Below are 18,703 nucleotides of genomic sequence, written 5' to 3'. Positions count from 1 at the left end.
CCTCGTTCCGCATCCGGGGTGAATGGCTGACGAGGGCCCGCTCACGGGGCTCGGGGAAGGCGACCGGTCGTGGCTACCGGCGGCTCGGTGTGAACTGCACCGGCAGCGCGACGAGGTGGCGGTACATCAGGGAGGTGGACCACTCCAGTTCGGTCTCGGGGACGGCCAGTCGGAGGTCGGGCAGGCGGGTGAGCAGGGTGTCGACGGCGGTGTCGGCGATGGCCCTGCCGATGTGCTGGCCCGGGCATTCGTGCGGACCGCTGCTGAAGGCGAGATGCGACCGGTTGCCGTGCACCGGTGCCGACAGGTCGGGACGGATCGCGGGGTCCGCGTTCGCCGCCCGCAGGCCGAGCAGCAGCATGTCCCCGGCCCTGATGGCCTGTTCGCCCAGCCGGGTGTCACTGGTCGCCCAGCGCCCCAGCAGCGTCATCATCGGCGGCTCGTCCCACATGACCTGCTCCAGCGCATCGGGCAGCGTCATGTGGCCGCCGGTGAGATGCGCGCGGAAGCGCGGGTCGGTGAGCACCATGCGCAGCGCGTTCGCGATGAGGTTGACGGTGGTCTCGTTCGCCGCGGTGAGGATCAGCCGCAGATGTTCGCGGATCTCGTCGTCGCCGAGACCCGCGGAGTGCTCGATCAGCTTGGACGGGAAGTCGTGGCCGGGGTTGGCACGCTTGCGTTCGACGAGCTGCTGAAGGGTGCGGGTGATGAAGTCGTTGCTGGCCACGGCGGTCTGCGTACCGTTGAGCACGTCCTGGACGGCGGCCGCCAGGCTCGGTCCGTGCTCGTCCGGCATGCCGAACAGCTGCGTCATGACGAGCAGCGGGAGTTCGGCGGCGAACTGGCCCACCAGGTCGGCCTGTCCCGTCGCGGCGAACCGGTCGACCAGCTGGTCGGTGAAGCGGGTGACATGGCGCCGGATGCCGCGGGACTCGAAACGCCCGAGGCTGTCGGTGACGGCGCCGCGGAGCCGCTTGTGCTCCGCACCGTCGACGAAGACGCACAGCGGCTGCCAGGTCGTGATCGGTGCCAGCGGGTGGTGGGGCGGCACCCTTCCCTCGGCCATGTCCCGCCAGTGGCGGGAGTCGCGGGAGAAGACGCTCGGGGTGCGCAGGATCTCCAGGTTCTCGCGGTGCCCGAGGACCAGCCAGGCCGGGAGGTCGCCGTGGACGAGTACCGGTGCGACCGGGCCGTACTCGGCGCGCAAGGTCTCCTGCACGCCCACGAGGTCGGCCTGGACGTCGGCGTCGTGCAGCCGGTACAGGGTCTCGGGCGCACGGCCGTGCGCCGGGCAGCCCGGCGGCGGCGCGAGGTGAGCGGCGGAGGCGTGCTCGGGGAAGCTGGCGGCGGTCAATTGGGCTCCGAAGTCTGGGCGGAGGAGCGCAGGTAGCGCATCAGTGTGATCAGGACGTCCCGGCTCGACGACCGTTGGCGGGCGTCGCACACCACGATCGGCACCTGCTCGGGCAGGTCCAGCGCACCGCGCAGCTCCTCGGTGTCGTACGAGTTCGCGTCGGGGAAGGCGTTGACCGCGATCACGAAGGGCACTTCGGCCTCTTCCAGGCGGCCGATCACATCGAAGCTGACTTCGAGGCGCCGGGTGTCGACCAGGACGACGGCGCCGAGCGCTCCTTCGAACAGGCCGTTCCACAGGAACCAGAACCGCTGCTGGCCGGGCGTGCCGAACAGGTAGAGCACCAGCTCCTCGTTGAGGCTGATCCTGCCGAAGTCCATGGCCACGGTGGTCGCGGTCTTGCGCTCCACACCCGAGACGTCGTCGACGTCGGTGCTGGCCTCCGTCATCGTCTCTTCGGTCGTCAGCGGCCTGATCTCGCTCACCGAACGGACGAGGGTGGTCTTGCCGACGCCGAAGCCGCCCACGACCACGATCTTGACCGCCGCGGAGGCCGACGACGGCAGCTGGTCCTCGCGCCGAGGCTCCGTGACGGTGTCAGAGCTTCTGGAGACCATCGATAACCGCCTCAATCAGTGCTATGTCGGGGAGTTTGGAGACCGGTGCACGGGCCTCCACCCGCCCGTCGGTCAGGAGGTCGGTGAGGAGCACGCCGACCACACTGGCGGGCAGCGCTAAGTGCGCGGAGATCTCCGCCACGGACAGCGGCGACCGGCAGACCCGGAGGATCGCGGCGTGCTCGGGCTGCATGCCCGGCTGCGACTCCTCCAGGGCGACGATCAGCGTGACGAGGTCGAGCTCGGCCTGTTCCTCGCTTCCGGTCCGGCCCCCGGTGATCACGTACAACCGCTCAGGACCGCCCTGGGCCCAGTCCCGATCGGATTCGCTCACGCCGTCCGCCCGTCGGTGCGCGGCGGGCTGGTGAGGTGGGCGCCGATACGGGCCACCAGGTCGCGCATGCACTGTCCGACGAGCCCCGCGTCCACGCCCTCGTCGGCGAGCACCGCCAGGTGCGCACCGGCACCGGCGGCCATCAGGTACATGAAGCCGCCGCTGACCTCGATGACGACCATTCTCATCCGGCCGTCGCTGTGCGGGAATTCGGAGGCCACCGCCACGGAGAGGCTCTGCAGTCCCGAACCGATGGCGGCGAGGCGGTCGGCGGTGTCCGGGGAGGTGTCGTACCGGGCCATGCACAGGCCGTCCGACGACAGCACCACGATATGGCGGGTCTGGGGGACGCTCTCCGCGAGGTCCTTGAGCATCCAGTCCATGTCCGCGCGCTGATACATCGGTTACTCACCCTTGTCTGACGTGTCGTTGCTGGTCCGGGCGGGTGCCGACGTCGGCCTTTCGCCGGCGAGGCCACTGCGCAGCTCGGCCATCCAGACGCCGGGCGCCGGCTCCTCGTGTGCCGTCGCCGCCGGGCCCGGCCGGGCGGAGGCTGTCTTGCGGGCAGGGTTCGGAGAGCGCCGACGCCGCTGCGGCAGGCCGCTGGCCGTCACCTCGGTCCCGGTGGGTTGCTCCTCGGCACGGTCCAGGGGGGCGGCCGCAGCGACTGCGCCGGGGACCTCCGTGATGGACCGGGGCGCGGGAAGTGTGCTCGGTGTCTGCTGGGGCGCCGGCACGGCGGGCTGGGCGGAGCCGCGGGACGGTGCCGAACGCGGACCGGAGGAGGCGCCGATGCCGTGCGCCCTGCCCGGTGCGGGCGCGGTGGTGATGGACGCCTTCGGGACGGTCAGTACGGCGCGCACTCCCCCGTAGGCGGAGGGCGGCAGCGACACCTGGAAGTCGTAGGCGCGCGCCAGGCGGCCGACGACCGCGAGGCCCAGCCGCGGCGACTCGCCGAGGTCCTTGAGGTCGATCCCGGCCCGTGCCTCGTTCAGCATCCGCTCGGCCCGGGCGCGGGCCTCCTCGCTGAGGCCGATGCCGCCGTCCTCGATCTCGATGGCGATGCCCATGTGCACTTCCACCGCCGTCAGATGGACGCGGGTCTTGGGCGGCGAGTACCGGGTGGCGTTGTCCAGCAGCTCGGCCAGCGCGTGGATGAGCGGCTCGACGGCCGGGCCGACGACGGCGACCTCGGCGACGGAGTGCAGTTCGACGCGCTGGTAGTCCAGGATCCGGGACATCGCGCCACGCAGCACGCTGTAGAGCGGTACCGGCTTGCTCCACTGGCGGCCGGGCCGGGCGCCACTGAGGACGGCGATGCTGTCGGCCAGGCGGCCGATCAGGGCCGTGCCGTGGTCGAGCCTGAGCAGGTCGGCGAAGAACGCCGGCTCCTGGCCGTGCCGGTCCTCCATCGCACGCAGGTCGGTCGCCTGCTGGTGGACGATGGCCTGGACGCGGCGGGCGACGTTGACCACACCGCGCTGCGCGGAGTCGCGCATGGACTCCTCGGCCTGCACCGCCTCGACCACCGAGCGCAGCAGCGCCTCGTGCGCCGCCCGGAACTGCGGGCTGAGGCCGTTGTCCTCGACGGTCAGGGACAGCAGCACGTCCTCGGCGAACTCGCCTTCCTGGAGCCTGCTGACGGCCACCGGGAGCTGCTGTTCGGCCAGCCGGATCGTCGCCGCCTCCTGCTGGCGCAGGTGCTGGGCGAGCAGCGACTCCCGCTCAAGTGCCGTGGCGCGCAGCTCGGTCAGGGCCCGGCCGCGGCGTGCCACCGCCGCCGAGAGGACGGCGACGGCCGCCGTGGCGACCACACCGCACCAGATCACCGCCCAGGTGGCCGCGGGCGGCACCAGCACCGCGGTGACCACCGTCGCCGCGGCCGCCACGACAGCGGGTGCCGACCACGCCGCAACCGAGCCGGAATGAGATCCTCCGGGTGACGACGCAGTGCGAACCATCAACATCCTCAATCGTGGGGAACTGCAAGGCGCGTGAGAGGCGGCGCGGCGGTGACGACGGTGTCGGGCCTACCTGACCCACTCAAGGCGATAACAAAACCATTAGTTGAATACAAGGAGAATCGCCGCTCTCCGTTGTACTCAACTGGTAACAGTGTAACCAGAATTGATCACCAGTCACGGTCGCCCCACTACCCGCGGTACGGGCTGAGACGGTTATCACACACCAGCACCCGGAGCGGCGGCTCTGCGGCAGTGGTGTCGCCCACTCCCTAGACGGTGGCCTTACGGCGCAGAACGTAGGCGAGCGCACCGACCACCAGGACCGCGGCCCCGGCGAGCACCGAGGACGGCGGCAGGGCGAAGGCCAGCACCAGGCAGCCCACCAGGCCGAGCACCGGCACCGCGCGCCGGGGACGCCCCCCGTCCGGGGCGAGGGTCCAGGCGGCGGCGTTGGCGACGGCGTAGTAGACCAGCACTCCGAAGGAGGAGAAGCCGATCGCCCCGCGCACGTCCGCCGTGGCCGCCAGGGCCGCCACGACCACGCCGACGGCCAGTTCGGCGCGGTGCGGCACCTTGTAGCGCGGGTGGACGGCGGCCAGGGCGGAGGGGAGGTGGTGGTCCCGGGCCATCGCCAGCGTGGTGCGCGAGACGCCCAGGATCAGCGCCAGCAGCGAGCCGAGCGCGGCGACCGCGGCACCGGCGCGGACCACCGGAGCCAGGCCGGGCAGGCCCGCGGCGCGCACCGTGTCGACGAGCGGGGCGGGGGCCGCCGCCAGCCCCTGGCTCCCCAGTACGGTCAGCGCCGCCACCGCGACGGCGGCGTAGACGACCAGTGTGAGGCACAGGGCGAGGGGCACGGCGCGGGGAATGGTGCGGGCCGGATCACGCACCTCCTCACCGAGGGTGGCGATCCGCGCGTACCCGGCGAACGCGAAGAACAGCAGGCCCGCCGCCTGCAACAGCCCGCCGAACGTGGCGTCGCCGCCGATGTCCAGCCGGCCGGGGTCCGCGGCGCCGGAGGTGAGGGCGGTGCACACCACCGCGGCGAGCACGGCCAGCACGACGGCGACGATCGCGCGGGTGAGCCAGGCGGACTTCCGCACCCCGGCATAGTTGACGGCGGTCAGCACCGCCACGGTGGCCACCGCGACCAGGTGCGCCTGGGACGGCCATACGTAGGAACCGACGGTCAGTGCCATCGCCGCGCAGGAGGCGGTCTTGCCGACCACGAACGCCCACCCGGCCAGGTACCCCCAGAAGCGCCCCAGCCGTTCGCGGCCGTAGACGTAGGTGCCGCCGGACGCCGGGTACCGCGCCGCCAGCCGCGCCGAGGAGGTGGCGTTGCAGTACGCGACCACCGCCGCCACGGCGAGCGCGAGCAGCACCCCCGACCCGGCCGCGTGCGCCGCCGGTGCCAGGGCGGCGAAGATCCCGGCACCGATCATCGCCCCCAGGCCGATCACCACCGCGTCGAACAGACCCAGCCGCCGCCGCAGTTCCTCCGGGGCACCGGACCCGGTCGATGGTCTGTTCATGGCGCGCTCCTCGGAGACGTCGGCGGGCGTTCGGCGGGCACGGACTCTGGCGTCGGTCGACGATATGTGCCCCGGGGCGCCGTACGGCATCCCCGTCCGGGACCCGGTCATGCGGGGGACGCGGGCAACGGCCGCCATGGGGCGGGCGCCGGAGACGGCGCCGCCCGGGCCCCGTGGCGGGTCCGGGCGGCGCCGTCGCACGGTGCGGGCCGGTCGGCTAGACGCCGGGGAAGGTCATGGCCTCCTCGTTCCGGCGGGCGAGTTCCTCGCGGGAGGTCAGCCGGAAGTAGTCGTCACGGGCCTGCCGTTCGGCGGGGGTGGCCGCCTGTTCGAAGTCGCTCAGCGAGCGGGAGGCCTCGACCATCATCCGGGTGCGGTCGCGCCGCCGGTCCTCGTACCTGCGCAGGGCGCCCGGCAGGTCCGCGGCGGCGCCCGGCTCGGCGAGGGTGTGCGCCAGGACGACGGCGTCCTCGATGGCCATGCACGAGCCCTGCCCCAGCGTGGTCAGCATGGGGTGGGCCGCGTCGCCGAGCAGGGTGACCCGGCCCGCTCCCCACCGCTCCAGGAAGGCGCGGTCGCGGGAGGGCACGGCGAGGATGTCCTCGCGCGGGGTGGCGTCGATCACCGCCCGGACCTCTTCGGCCCAGTCCGCGAAGGCCAGGGTGATGTCGTCCTTGGTGCCGTTCCAGTCGTGGGACTCGGAGGTGGACATCTCCTTCGTGCCCCACCAGTAGTAGCGGCCGTGGCCGATGTCGATGAGGCCGAAGCGCTGTCCGCTGCCCCAGTAGTGGTGCACGGCGCCCGGGGCCATGACGGGGTGCTGGAAGGGGACGATGCCCAGCCAGCAGACGTAACCGCTGTCCTGGGAGTCCTCCCCCGGTCCCACGAGTTGCCGCCGGACGGCCGAGTGGAAGCCGTCGGCGCCGATGAGGATGTCGCCGCGTACCTCGCGCCCGTCCTCCAGCCGCACCGTGACGCCGGTGTCGTCGGAGTCGAAGCCGGTGACGGCCGCGCCGAGGCGGATCGGGTCCGTCATCTGGTCGAGCAGGGCCTCCTGCAGGTCCGAGCGGCTCAGGCAGACGCTGGGCACGCCCACCTTGTCGCAGACCTCCTTGAACGGCAGGTCCCTGATGAGCTCCCCGCGGTGGTCCAGGATGGTGAACGACTCGGCGACCCGGCCGCGCTTGGCGAGTCCGAGATCGATGTCGAGGGTGGCGAGCGCGGCGATGGCGTTGCTCATCACCGACAGTCCGGATCCGGCGGCGCGCAGCTCGCCGGCCCGTTCGAACACCTCCACGTCGAGGCCGGCCCGCCGCAGCGCGACGGCGCAGCTGAGCCCGCCTATGCCGGCTCCGGCGACGAGGGCCTTCACACGGTTCTGGGACATCTCGTCAGTTCTCCTCAGGGGCTGCGGACCGGTCGGTCCGGATCAGGTCGGCGACGGTCTTGGCCACGTGTTCCACGTACGGTTCCTCCATGATCGTCAAGTGGTCGCCGGGGACGCTGACGACGTTGATCGGACCGTCGGTCATCGTGCTCCAGCCGTTGCGGGCGTCCTGGTGTCGGGTCCGGGCGGCGCCGTGCATCTCGGCGAGGACGTCCGGCAGCGGCTCCATGGCGCGGATCAGGGTGGGCTCCAGACGCTCGTCCCGGGGCCGGTAGTCCAGGGCCGCCTGCCAGTTCGCCTGGTAGACGTGGAAGAGGCGGCGGATGACGGCGCCCGAGCTGCCGGCCGGCAGCACACCGGCCTCGCCGGCGAGCCGGGCGATGAAGTCGAACTTCTCCTCGACGGTGGACAGTTCCGCCGGGATCGCTTCCACCGGGGAGCCGCCGCCGCGCTCCAGCCACAGCAGTTCCCAGAAGAACCAGCCCAGCAGCGCGTCGTCGTCGTGCTGCGTGCGGGGCCCCGGGCTCAGCGCGGTGGTGTCCAGCAGGACCAGCTGGTTGATCTCCTCCCCCGCCGCGCGCAGCTGGCGGGCGATCTCGAAGGCCACGAAGCCGCCGAAGGACCAGCCGCCGATGCTGTACGGGCCGTGCGGCTGCACCGTGCGCAGTGCGGTGACATAGCTGGCGGCGAGCTCCTGGACGCTGCGCAGCGGCGTGCTGCCCGGGTCCGCGCCCGCCGCCTGGAGTGCGTACAGCGGCTGGTCGGCCGGGAGATGGCGGGCGAAGCGGACGTAGCACAGCACGTTGCCGCCCATGGGATGGACCATGAACAGCGGCGGGCGCTCTCCGTCGGGGCGGATCGGCACCAGGGGGTCGAAGGCGGCGACCGCGTCACCGTTGCGGAGCCGGGCCGCGAGTCCGGCCACGGTCGGGGCCGCGATGAACTCGGACAGGGCGATGGTCACCCCGTAGCGCTGCTCGATCTGCACCACCAGCCGCATCGCGGTCAGCGAGGTGCCGCCCAGGTCGAACAGGCCGGTGTGGATGCCGACCGACGGCAGGTGCAGCAGGTCCGCCATCATCTCGGCGAGCGCCCGTTCGTAGTCGTCGCGGGGTGCGACCTCGTCGGGACCGGCGGCCGTGGTCAGCGGTGCCTTGCGCAGGGCGGTGTCGTCCCGTTTGCCGCTGGGCGTCAGCGGCAGCCGCGAGGTCCACTGCAGATGCGAGGGCACCATGTGCTCGGGCAGCGTGGACTGCAGCCGTTCCCGGATGCCGGGCAGGTCCTCCTCGGCGCCGTCGCCGACGAGGAACGCCGCGAGGAAGGTGTCGCCGTTCTCGCGCTGCCGCGCCACGACCGCGGCGTCGCGCAGCTGCGGGTAGTGCTCGGCGAGGGCGGTGAGGGCCAGTTCCACCTCGGCGGGCTCGACGCGGAAGCCGCGGACCTTGACCTGTGCGTCGGCGCGGCCCGCGTAGACCACGGCGCCGTCGGACAGCACCAGCCCGAGGTCGCCGGTGTGGTAGAGGACCTGCCCCTCGCCGGCGAACGGGTGCGGGACGAAGCGCTCCTTGGTCAGGTCGGGGCGGCCTACGTAGCCGTGGGCCAGGCAGGCGCCGCCGAGGTAGACCTCGCCGCGCGCACCGGCGGGAACCGGGCGCAGGCGGTCGTCCAGGACGTGCACCTCGGCGCCGTCGATGGCGTACCCGATGGGCGGGAGCGCCGGGAACGCGGCCGGGTCCCCGGCCATGGTGAAGGCGGTGGCGACATGGGTCTCGGTCGGCCCGTACTGGTTCTCCAGCACGGCGTCGGGGAGTGCCGCGCACAGCCGGCGGATCTCCCCGGTCACCCGCAGCTGCTCGCCGGATGAGATCAGCACCCGCAGGGCGCTCGGGGTGATGCCCAACGCGTCCGCGGTCTCGGCGAGTTGCTGGAGTGCCACATAGGGCAGGAAGACCCGCTCGATGCGCTCGGTGTCGATCCGGCGCAGCAGTGCGGGCATGTCGCGCCGCTCGCCGTCGCTCACCAGGTGCAGCGCACCGCCCGAGCAGAGGGTGGAGAAGATCTCCTGGAAGGAGACGTCGAAGCTCAGCGGGGCGTACTGCAGCGTCGCGCCGCCGGCGGCCGAACTGGGGGCCTGTATCTGCCAGTCCACCAGGGCGGCCAGCGAGCGGTGCGGCATCGCGACGCCCTTGGGCCGGCCCGTGGAGCCGGAGGTGAACAGCACATACGCGGTGTTGTCCGGCGTGAGGTCCCGGCCCCGGGCGGCGTCCGCCGGCCCGCCCTCGGACTCCGGGGACGGCTCGGTCACCGATTCGGCCGGCAGCACCAGTGCGGGGTCGCCCGCGAGGTGGGCGTAGGGGGCGTGGGCGATGACGCGGAAGGGCGCGGCCTGCTCCAGCATCGCGGCCAGTCGCTGCGCGGGGTAGCCGACGTCGAGCGGCAGCACCGCGCAACCGGCCCGCATGACGCCCAGGATCACGGCGATGGTCTGCGGCGACCGGTCCATGGCGATGCCGATCCGGGCCTCGCGCGGGGCGCCCAGTGCGCGCAGCCGGCCGGCCACGTGCCCGGCGGCTTCGGCGAGCCGCCGGTAGCTCCACCGCTCCTCGCCGGCGGCCAGGGCGGTCGCCTGCGGGGTGCGCGCGGCCTGGTCGGCGAAGCGGGTCACGACGGTGGGCACGGTGGTGGGCCGGGCGAGGGCCGCGGGCCGGGCGAGGAAGGCGAAGTCGGGCTCGGTGTGCGGCTCTTCCACCATCTGTCGAAGGATCTTCAGATACCCGTCGGCGAAGAGGTCGGCCTGGTCGGCGGAGAAGGTGCCGCCGTCGCAGTCGATGCGCAGCCACACCCGCCCGCCGTCCGGTTCGGTGACCGCGTTGACCAGGAGGCGGAAGTTGGTCTCCTCCCAGGTGCGAAAGTCCCGCAGGCGCAGGCCCGGCAGGTGGAGGATCTCGGCGAGCTGGTGGAAGTGGACGTAGTTGAAGGCGGTGTCCAGGACCGGGCCGCCGTGGTCCTCCTGGATGGCGCTGAGCGGGTACCGGCGGTGGTCGTGACCGTCCTGCTCCTGCCGGAAGGCCTCGCGCACCACGTCGAGCCAGCTGTCGCGGTCCGCGTCCAGGCGCAGCGGCACGGTGTTGAGGAAGAGGCCGGCGATCCGCTCCGCGTGCGCCAGTTCGGGCCGCCCGTGGGTGACCAGTCCGGTCGTGATGTCGCGGGTGCCGGCGAGCATCGCCAGCGTCAGGCAGTGCGCGGCGAAGAGCACGGACTTGACCGGCACGGTGTGCTCGGCCGCGAAGTGCCGCACCCGCGCCGTGAGCGCGTCGGGCAGCTCGACCCGGCGCGCGGAGGGCTCGGCGCCCTCGCCGCCCGCCAGGTGCGGGCCGAACGCCTCGATCTGCAGGGGCTCGCTGCCGGCCAGCTTCTGCCGCCAGTAGCGCCGGGTCTCCTCGGAGCGCAGGGCCTCCTGCTCGTCGCGTACGTGGGCGGCGGGTGAGGGCAGTCGGGGGGTGTCGACGGGGCCGGTGTCCAGGCCGAGGCCGTGCGCGTAGTCCTGGAGGAGTTCGCCGACGAGGGTCGCCACGCTGCCGCCGTCGAGGAGCGCGTGGTGGAAGCTGAGGACCAGGTCGAGGGATCCGGGCCGGACATGGGCCCGGAAGAGGTACAGCGGCGCCCGGTCGAAGACATAGGGGTGCCGGCGGCGTTCGTCGATGTGCCGGCGGATCTCGGCGTCGGCGGCGCCGGGTTCGAGGGAGCGCAGGTCCGCGACGTCCAGGCCGCCGTGCGCCTCGGGGTGGACGACCTGGAGCGGCTCGGAGAAGCCCGCCAGGGCGAAGGCGGAGCGCAGCGCCGGGTGCCGCGCCACCAGTCGCTGGAACGCCGCGCGGAACGCGCCCTCGTCCCAGGGAAGTTCGAGGGTGTACTGGAAGACGTCCTTGTAGGTGGCGGAGGTCTCGTGGCGGCGGCTGTGGTAGAGCAGGCCGAGCTGGAGCCGGGTCAGCGGGAAGGCGTCCTCGGCGCCTTCGAGGCCGGCCCGGTCCACGTGCGAGACGAGGGCGAAGGGTGCGGGGGCGGCGTCGCCCCGGTGCCCGGTGGCCTCGCCGGTCTTGGCGGCCAGTTGCGCGACCGTCGGGTTGCGGACGAGGTCGGTGAGCGAGAAGCGCAGGCCCTCGGCCTCGGCCGTGGCACGCACCTTGAGCATCAGGATCGAGTCGCCGCCGAGCGCGAAGTAGTCGTCGTGCACCCCGACGGTCTCCCGGCCCAGTACACCGGCCCAGATCCGGGCCAGCGCGGCCTCGACGGGGGTGCGGGCCGTCTCGCGCGCCGCCGGGTCCTCGGGGTGCGGGCCGTCCTGGGGCGCGGGCAGTGCCCGGCGGTCGGCCTTGCCGTTGGGCGTGAGCGGGATGGCGTCGATCGGCAGGAAGTACGCCGGGACCATGAAGCCGGGCAGAGTGCGGGCGAGTTGCTCGCGCAGCCGGACCGGGTCGTGCGCGGTGTCGGCGACGTAGTAGCCGACCAGGTGTGTGCCGCGGGCGGTGGTGGTGCGGTCCACGACGAGGGCGTCGCGGATGCCGGGGACCGAGCCGAGGGCGGCCGCCACCTCGCCCAGCTCCACGCGGTTGCCGCGGATCTTGACCTGGCCGTCCATCCGTCCGAGGTACTCCAGGCTGCCGTCCGCCAGCCACCGCGCGAGGTCGCCGGTGCGGTACATGCGGCCCTCCGGCACGAACGGGTCGCGCAGGAACTTCTCGGCGGTCAGTTCGGGCCGGTCCAGATAGCCCCGGGCCACGCCGACGCCGCCGATGCACAGCTCGCCGGCGACCCCCACCGGCTGCGGCCGGCCGTCGGCGTCCAGCACGTACAGCCGGGTGTTGTCGATCGGCCGGCCGATGGGCACCCGCGTGACGGGCCGGGCGGGATCGGGCGGGCAGTCGTGGTACGAGACGTCCACGGTCGCCTCGGTCGGGCCGTAGAGGTTCGCCAGCCGCGCGGGGTGGTCCGGGCCGAAGACGCGCTGGAACTGCTCGACGCGGGCGGGCGGCAGGGCCTCACCGCTGCAGAAGACCTGGCGCAGGGAGCGGGCGCCCGCGCGGGCCTCGGGCGATTCCTGCAAGAGGTCGAGGAAGGGGCCGAGCATCGAGGGGACGAAGTGCGCGACGCTGACCCGCTGTTCACGGATCGTGCGCAGGATCTCGCGCGGGTCCTGCTGGCCGCCGGGCGGCAGCAGCGCCACGCTCGCGCCCTCGATCGCCCACCAGAACAGCTCCCACACGGAGACGTCGAAGGAGACCGGCGTCTTCTGCAGCAGGACGTCGTGCTCGTCGAGCGGGTAGCGGCGCTGCATCCACGCGAGCCGGTTGACGACGCTGTGGTGTTCCACCATCACGCCCTTGGGGCGGCCGGTCGAACCGGAGGTGTAGATGACGTAGGCCAGGTCGCGGGAGGTGGCGACCGGTTCCAGCGGGGCGCCGCTGCCCTGCAGCAGGTCGTCGACGCACCGTACGGTCATCCCCTCGGCGGCCTCGGTGACGGGGGTGTCGCCGTCGACGATCACGACCTTGGCGCGGCTGTCCGCCAGCAGGAAGGCCACGCGTTCGGCGGGGTAGCCGCGGTCCACGGGCACATAGGCGCCACCGGACTTCAGGACGCCGAGGAGGGCGGCCAGGAGCTTGGGCCCCCGCTCCAGCATGAGGGCGACCCGGTCGTCCGGGCCGACGCCCTCGGCCCGCAGCGCGCGTGCGACCTGGTTGGCCCGCTCGTCGAGTTCGGCGTAGGTCAGGATCTCCCCCGCGGCCCCGACGACGGCGGTCTGCCGGGGGCGCCGGGCGGCCTGCGCCTCGAACAGCGCGTGGAGGGTGGCGTGGTGGGCGTAGGGCACCCGCGGGCCGTGGCTGCGTACGGCGGTGAGGTCGTCGTACTCGGCGGGCTCCAGCATGCCGACGTCGGACAGCGGACGGTCCAGGTCGGTCAGGCCCTGTGCGACGAGCGTCTTGAGGTGACCGGCGACCGAGGTGATCGGGAGGTCCTCGTCGAAGACGTCGCAGGCGTACTCCAGGTCGATGTGGAGGTCGGCGGTGTCGTCGAAGGCGGAGACGACGACGCTGAGTGCGTCGTGCTCGTGCGAGGGGGCCATCATGGCCGTCTCGCGGGCGACGCCGGGTATCTGGTCCGGGCGCGGCCAGCGCATGTAGGAGATCTGCACGTCGAAGAGCCGGCGCGGGCCCTCGGCGGACGTGGGCAGCTCGCGCAGTACGTCGCCGAGCGAGAGGCGTTCGTGACGCTGCAGGTCGCGGGTCGCGCGCTGGGTGGCGGCGACCACCTCCCGCACGGTGCGGCCGCCGTGTGCGGCGACCCGCAGCGGCAGGGTGTTGGCGAAGTGGCCGGGCACCGCCCGGTACCGCTCGTCGGGCCGATTGAGGAGCGGGATGCCGAGGACGGCCTCCGCGCTGCGGTGCACCCGTGTCAGATAGCTGCCGAACATGGCGGCCAGGTAGGTGAACGGTGAGAAGCCGGCGGCACGGATCCGCTCGACGAGCGCGCCTTCGATCACGAAGGAGTGCCGGGAGCGCTCGCCGGTGCTTCCGGAGCGGGTGAACAGCGCGGGTTCCACGCCGGCCAGGGCTTCGCGGTGGAAGGCCCGGTCGCGGTCGGCTTCGGCGCCGGCCCGGTAGGCGGCCTCCTCCTCGACGAAGGCGAGGTAGGAGGACGGGGCGGGGCCGGCGTCCTCGCGGCCGCCGGTCACCCGCGCGTAGTCCTCCAGGATTTCCCGGCTCAGCAGGTTGACCGCCCAGCCGTCGGCGACGATGTGGTGCGCCTTGATGTGCAGGTGCGTGACGGTCGGGCTCTCCAGGAGCAGGGTCGCCTCGACCATCGGCCGGTCGATGAGCGGCAGGGCGCGGAACAGCGATCGCCGTATCCACGCGTCGCACGCCGCGGCCGGTTCGCGCTCTTGTGTCAGGTCGAGCCGCTCGACCCGGACGCCTTCGGCCGCGGCCCACTGATGGGGCATGCCGGCGCTTTCGCCGAAGCGCAGCCGGAAACTCTCGTGGCGGGATAATGCGCGCTCAACACAGCCGACCAGAACTTCGTGGTCCACGTCACCTTGTAGTCGCTCATGGAGTACACAGTTGAACTGGGGTGATTCCGGTTCTTGACGGCCAGCGACCCAGATGTCCCGCTGATATGCCGTCAGTGATATCGGTGATTGCTCTTTCACGCGTCCTTGCCCTCTCCCACGGGCCGCAATGGCAGCCGCGTACCCAACATGATCGTCATCATGCATCCCCGCATGTCCGATCCCGTCGGGCGCATCGGGGGGCAAGGAAAAGGAAAGACACAAACCCGCCAATCGCCGCGGGCGATACCCACCGCACTTACCAGATCCGGAATTTCTTCGACCGGCTCGTCGATCGCGGCCTGGAAATGCTTCTTCGCGCGGCGATCGCACCGCGCGCAAAGTTGTCCGAAAACAGCACTGGCCAAGAACCCGCAGACCTGCAGGTTGCTTGCGACTCGCCTGCGATTTGCCTGCGAGTTGCCACGGGTGCGCTTTATCGATATTCAGTGCGGCTTATCAATATCCGGCACCTCGGCGCATGTGAGCACGATAAGTGACATCATGATTACGGAGCGGGGCGGAAGTGGTGGATTTCCGGGAAGGCGGCTGGATGCGGCAGGCGGGTGTGCTGGACGTCGGGTGCCACAGTGCGCTGCTCACCGTGGTGCGGTGGCGAGCGGGGGCGGTGCTGGAACCGGTCTTCTCCCACAAGGTGCGGCTCAGACTCCACGAGACCCTCGACCGGAAGGGGCGGCTGGGCAAGGCCGGGGTCAAGAGCGTGCAGCGCGCGGTGGCCGAGGCGATCACCGCGCACCCGCATCTGCGCCTGCCGGAGGTGTTCGCGTTCGCCACCTCCGTCATCCGGGACGCCCCGAACCGCGAGGAGGTCATCGCGCGGGTGGCCCGCACGACCGGCACCTGGCTGCGGGTGCTGCCCGGCGAGGAGGAGGCACGGCTGGCCTATGTGGCGGCCCGCCAGTGGGCGGACTGCGCGGTGGGCCCCTTGCTGGTCCTGGACATCGGCGGCGGCACCGTGGAGATCGCCTCGGGGACGGACGCCCAGCCCCGTACGGTCCGCTCGCTGCCGCTGGGCGCCCGCCGGATCACCCGGGACTGGCTGCCCGGCGGGACGGCCTCCTCCGGGCGGCGGCTGGCCGAGGTCCGCCGGCATCTGCGGCACTGCCTGAGCCTGGACCCCGGGGTGCCGCGGGCGGCGCGAGGGGAGCGGGTGCTCGCCTGCTCGAAGACCTTCGAGCAGCTCGCGCGGTTCGCCGGCGCCGCGCACGGCGAGCCGCGGCGAACGGTGCGCCAGCTGACCCTGCCCCAGCTGCGCGGGGCGACCCGCCTGCTGGCCGATGTCGCCCCGGACCGGCGCGGCGCCCTGCCCGGCATCTCCCGCCACCGGGCCGAGCAGTCCCTGGCGGGTGCGCTGATCGCCGAGAGCCTCATGGAGGCGTGCGGGGTGTCGAGCGTCGAGATCTGCCCCTGGTCCACACGGGAGGGGCTGCTGCTCGAACGCCTCGGTGTGCCCGACGACGCGTCCGGGCACGACCGGACCCCCGGGTGATCCGCGGGTCGGCGGCCGGTGGCGCGGGGCCGGGCCCGGGTCAGGGCCAGGGCCGGGCCCGGGCGATGAGGACCGCGACATCGTCGTGGTCGTCCGGATCGCGCAGGGTGTCCAGGAGCCGGTTGCAGGTGTCCTCCAAGGTGGGGTCGGGGCTGGCGAGCAGGCGGCACAGCAGGTCCAGGCGCTCGTCGATGGCGTACCGGCGGCTCTCGACCAACCCGTCGGTGTAGAACACCAGTTGGTCGCCGGGATGCAGGTCGAAGGTGGTGGACTCGAAGGGGACGCCACCGACCCCGAGGGGGACGCCGGTGGGCAGGTCGAGCAGTTCGGGCGGCCGCCGGGCACGGATCAGGACGGGGGGCAGGTGTCCGGCGACGGCGATGCGGCAGGCCGCGCGGTACGGATCGTAGACGGCGTAGGCGCAGGTGGCGTACTGCTCCAGGCCGGCGGTGATCTTGTCGATGTGCCGCAGCACGTCGGTCGGCGGGATGTCGAGGTCGGCCAGGGTGGAGGAGGCGGTGCGCAGGCGGCCCATGGTGGTGGCGGCGTTGATGCCGCTGCCCATCACGTCGCCCACGACGAGCGCGGTCTTGTCCGCCACGAGGGGGATGACGTCGAACCAGTCGCCGCCGACTTCGCTGGTGGTGCCGGCGGGCTGGTAGCGGGTGGCGATCTCCAGGCCCGACGGCTGCGGCGGACGCGCCGGGAGCAGGCTGCGCTGGAGGGTGAGGGCGGCGTCGCGCTGGCCTTGGTACAGGCGGGCGTTGTCGATGCACACCGCGGCCCGGTCGGCCAGTTCACCGGCGAGCGTGAGGTCGTCCTCGTCGAAGGGCAGCGGGTTGCGGGCGCGGGTGAGCCCCAGCGCGCCCAGCACCTCGCCGCGGGCGATCAGCGGCGTCGTGAGGTAGGTGTGGATGCCGGCCCGGGCCAGCAGGGCGGCCGCCTCGGGGTCCCGGGCGATGTGTGACAGCTCCCGGTCGTCGACGTGGGGGATCAGGATGGGGCGGCCGGTCCGTACGCAGCGGGTGACCAGCCGGTCGGGCCCGTAGCTGGCGAAGTGGCCCGGAGGGTCGGCGGCGCGGACCGCCTCGGTGGGGTAGGCGGCCTTGACCGCCAGGGCCCGGAAGTGTTCCTGGCGGGTGCCGGGGTCCGGGGGCGGGCGGTCCTCCAGGACGGAGTCCAGGATGTCCACGGCCGCCACGTCGGCGAGCTCGGGCACGGCGACGTCGGCCAGCTCGCGGGCGGTCCGCTCCACCTCCAGCGTGGTGCCGATACGGGCGGAGCCGTCGGCGAGCAGGGCGAGGCGGCGCCGTGCGCGGGCCACCTCGGTGGTCGCGCGGTGGCGGTCGGTGACGTCCACCACCAGGCCGGCCACCCCCAGCACCCGCCCGCCGGGGTCCTCCAGCCGGTAGTAGGAGACCGACCAGGCGTGATCGTGCTCGGGATCGGCGGGGGTACGCCCCAGGGTGTACTGGTCGACCAGGGGATCGCCGGTCTCCAGGACCTGCCGCAGCGCGCCCTCGATCTCCTCGGCGTCCAGGAACGGCAGCACGTCGTGGACCGACCGGCCCAGGTGGTCCTCGGCAGACACGCCGTTGATCCGCTCCAGCGCCGGGTTGACGGCCAGGTACCGCAGGTCGGTGTCGAGGACGGCCAGCCCGATCGGGGACTGTGCGACCAGCCGCGTGGACAGCGCCACATCCCGCTCCACCTGGCGCAGGACCGCCTCGTCGGTGGCGATCCCGAGGGCGTAGAAGTCCCCCCGGTCGTCCAGCAGCCGCATGTTGCGGAACTCCACCAGGCGGGTACTGCCGTCCTTGCGCCGTACGGGGAAGACCCCGGCCCAGCCCCGGCCCGTCCCCATCACCTCGGTGAACAGTCGGATCACCAGGTCCAGATGCCGTTCGTGGACCAGCAGCCGGCCCGCGTAGCGGCCCAGCGCCTCCTCGGCGGTGTAGCCGAACAGCTCCTCGGCCTGCGGGCTCCACAGCACGATCCGGCCCTCGGCGTCCAGCAGCACCGCCGCGACACCGAGCAGATCCAGCAGTCCGCTCGGCTGCGCCGCCACAGGAGTCGGCTGATCGCCCTTGGGGCCGAACGGGTCGGCGGTGGTCATCGCCGGACCTCCCCGTGGCGAGGGGGGTCCGGGAAGGGGTGACGGCTTGCGGGCATCATGCGTCGCTTCCCGGCTCGGACAGGGCGCGGGCCGGACACTCGCGGCTGCCCTTGCTTCGATTCTGCCTCTCCCCCACCGCGCCGGCCTTCGGTGGCGCCGGTCGCGTCCACCCCGCCAAAACCACGGGCGTCGGGTCGCGACCCCGAATCGGATGAAACAGGATGAAAGATCCAGCCAGAGGAGGTCTGCCCGTGTCCGCTCCCCACCGCCCGTCCCGGGCGCCCGCGGCCGCCGTACTCCCGGAACGCGGCCCCGAACCAGTGAAGATCACCCTGAACGTCAACGGCGAGGACCGGACCTGCGAAGTCGAGCCCAGGGTCAGTCTCCTGGACGCACTGCGTGAGCGGCTGGCCCTGACAGGTGCGAAGAAGGGCTGTGACCAGGGCACCTGTGGCGCCTGCACGGTATGGGTCGACGGGCGCCGGGTCCTGGCCTGCCTCACGCTGGCGATCGCCTGCGAGGGCCGCGCGGTGTCGACCGTCGAGGGCCTGGCCGAGGGCGACGAGCTGCACGCCATGCAGCGCGCCTTCATCGAGCAGGACGCCTTCCAGTGCGGTTACTGCACCCCCGGCCAGATCATGTCGGCGATCGCGCTGCTCAAGGAGGGCCACGCCTCGGACGACGCCGAGATCCGCGAGTGGATGAGCGGCAACATCTGCCGCTGCGCCGCCTATCCGCACATCCGGGCCGCCATCTGCGCGGTCCGCGACCAGACCTGAGG

The 18,703-nt window shown here is 72.6% G+C and carries 11 protein-coding genes; 2 read left to right on the top strand and 9 right to left on the bottom strand.

Annotated features, from left to right (window positions below):
• Positions 1-73 precede the first annotated feature (73 nt).
• The 8 genes from AC0680_RS02975 to AC0680_RS02940 all read right to left on the bottom strand — a co-directional run bounded on the left by AC0680_RS02975 (position 74) and on the right by AC0680_RS02940 (position 14,398).
• Positions 74-1,354, bottom strand: a complete 1,281-nt coding sequence (locus tag AC0680_RS02975) for a cytochrome P450 (RefSeq protein WP_478624409.1) — start codon at positions 1,352-1,354, stop codon at positions 74-76.
• Positions 1,351-1,971, bottom strand: a complete 621-nt coding sequence (locus AC0680_RS02970) for a GTP-binding protein (RefSeq protein WP_478624408.1) — start codon at positions 1,969-1,971, stop codon at positions 1,351-1,353. The genes AC0680_RS02975 and AC0680_RS02970 overlap by 4 nt, the downstream gene beginning before the upstream one ends.
• Positions 1,952-2,305 carry a DUF742 domain-containing protein gene (locus tag AC0680_RS02965; protein ID WP_478624406.1) on the bottom strand — a complete coding sequence of 118 codons (354 nt, stop codon included), beginning with the start codon at positions 2,303-2,305 and terminating at the stop codon, positions 1,952-1,954. The genes AC0680_RS02970 and AC0680_RS02965 overlap by 20 nt, the downstream gene beginning before the upstream one ends.
• Positions 2,302-2,706: a roadblock/LC7 domain-containing protein gene (locus tag AC0680_RS02960; protein WP_384427578.1), complete on the bottom strand. Its 405-nt coding sequence runs from the start codon at positions 2,704-2,706 to the stop codon at positions 2,302-2,304. Before AC0680_RS02960 ends, AC0680_RS02965 begins: the two co-directional genes overlap by 4 nt.
• A 3-nt stretch (positions 2,707-2,709) precedes the next feature.
• Positions 2,710-4,266, bottom strand: a complete 1,557-nt coding sequence (locus tag AC0680_RS02955; protein WP_478624404.1) for a sensor histidine kinase — start codon at positions 4,264-4,266, stop codon at positions 2,710-2,712.
• Between the two features lie 272 nt (positions 4,267-4,538).
• A complete protein-coding gene (locus AC0680_RS02950) occupies positions 4,539-5,804 on the bottom strand; it encodes an APC family permease (protein WP_478624403.1) in 1,266 nt (421 codons plus the stop codon).
• Between the two features lie 217 nt (positions 5,805-6,021).
• Positions 6,022-7,191: an FAD-dependent monooxygenase gene (locus AC0680_RS02945; protein WP_478624402.1), complete on the bottom strand. Its 1,170-nt coding sequence runs from the start codon at positions 7,189-7,191 to the stop codon at positions 6,022-6,024.
• A gap of 4 nt (positions 7,192-7,195) precedes the next feature.
• On the bottom strand, positions 7,196-14,398 hold the full coding sequence (locus AC0680_RS02940; protein WP_478624400.1) for an amino acid adenylation domain-containing protein: 7,203 nt from the start codon (positions 14,396-14,398) through the stop codon (positions 7,196-7,198).
• Between the two features lie 424 nt (positions 14,399-14,822).
• On the opposite strand from AC0680_RS02940, the gene AC0680_RS02935 reads away from it, so the two are divergent.
• Entirely contained in the window at positions 14,823-15,806 is a 984-nt protein-coding gene (locus AC0680_RS02935) for a Ppx/GppA family phosphatase (protein ID WP_478624399.1), read from the top strand.
• Positions 15,807-15,846: 40 nt separating this feature from the next.
• On the opposite strand, the gene AC0680_RS02930 is transcribed toward AC0680_RS02935, so the two are convergent.
• Entirely contained in the window at positions 15,847-17,922 is a 2,076-nt protein-coding gene (locus AC0680_RS02930) for a SpoIIE family protein phosphatase (RefSeq protein ID WP_478624397.1), read from the bottom strand.
• Positions 17,923-18,173: 251 nt separating this feature from the next.
• Between AC0680_RS02930 and AC0680_RS02925 the strand changes: the two genes are divergently transcribed.
• Entirely contained in the window at positions 18,174-18,701 is a 528-nt protein-coding gene (locus tag AC0680_RS02925; RefSeq protein WP_478624395.1) for a (2Fe-2S)-binding protein, read from the top strand.
• Positions 18,702-18,703: the final 2 nt, after the last annotated feature.

The organism is Streptomyces sp. NPDC043738, from assembly GCF_056436545.1.
The sequence above is the reverse complement of the archived record's forward strand: the minus strand, read 5'-3'. Positions and strand labels throughout refer to the sequence as shown.

Excerpts from the sequence above, each read along its gene's own strand:
- AC0680_RS02930 (WP_478624397.1), bottom strand. The coding sequence starts at position 17,922 with ATGACCACCGCCGACCCGTTCGGCCCCAAGGGCGATCAGCCGACTCCT.
- AC0680_RS02960 (WP_384427578.1), bottom strand. The coding sequence starts at position 2,706 with ATGTATCAGCGCGCGGACATGGACTGGATGCTCAAGGACCTCGCGGAG.
- AC0680_RS02955 (WP_478624404.1), bottom strand. The coding sequence starts at position 4,266 with ATGGTTCGCACTGCGTCGTCACCCGGAGGATCTCATTCCGGCTCGGTT.
- AC0680_RS02970 (WP_478624408.1), bottom strand. The coding sequence starts at position 1,971 with ATGGTCTCCAGAAGCTCTGACACCGTCACGGAGCCTCGGCGCGAGGAC.
- AC0680_RS02950 (WP_478624403.1), bottom strand. The coding sequence starts at position 5,804 with ATGAACAGACCATCGACCGGGTCCGGTGCCCCGGAGGAACTGCGGCGG.
- AC0680_RS02945 (WP_478624402.1), bottom strand. The coding sequence starts at position 7,191 with ATGTCCCAGAACCGTGTGAAGGCCCTCGTCGCCGGAGCCGGCATAGGC.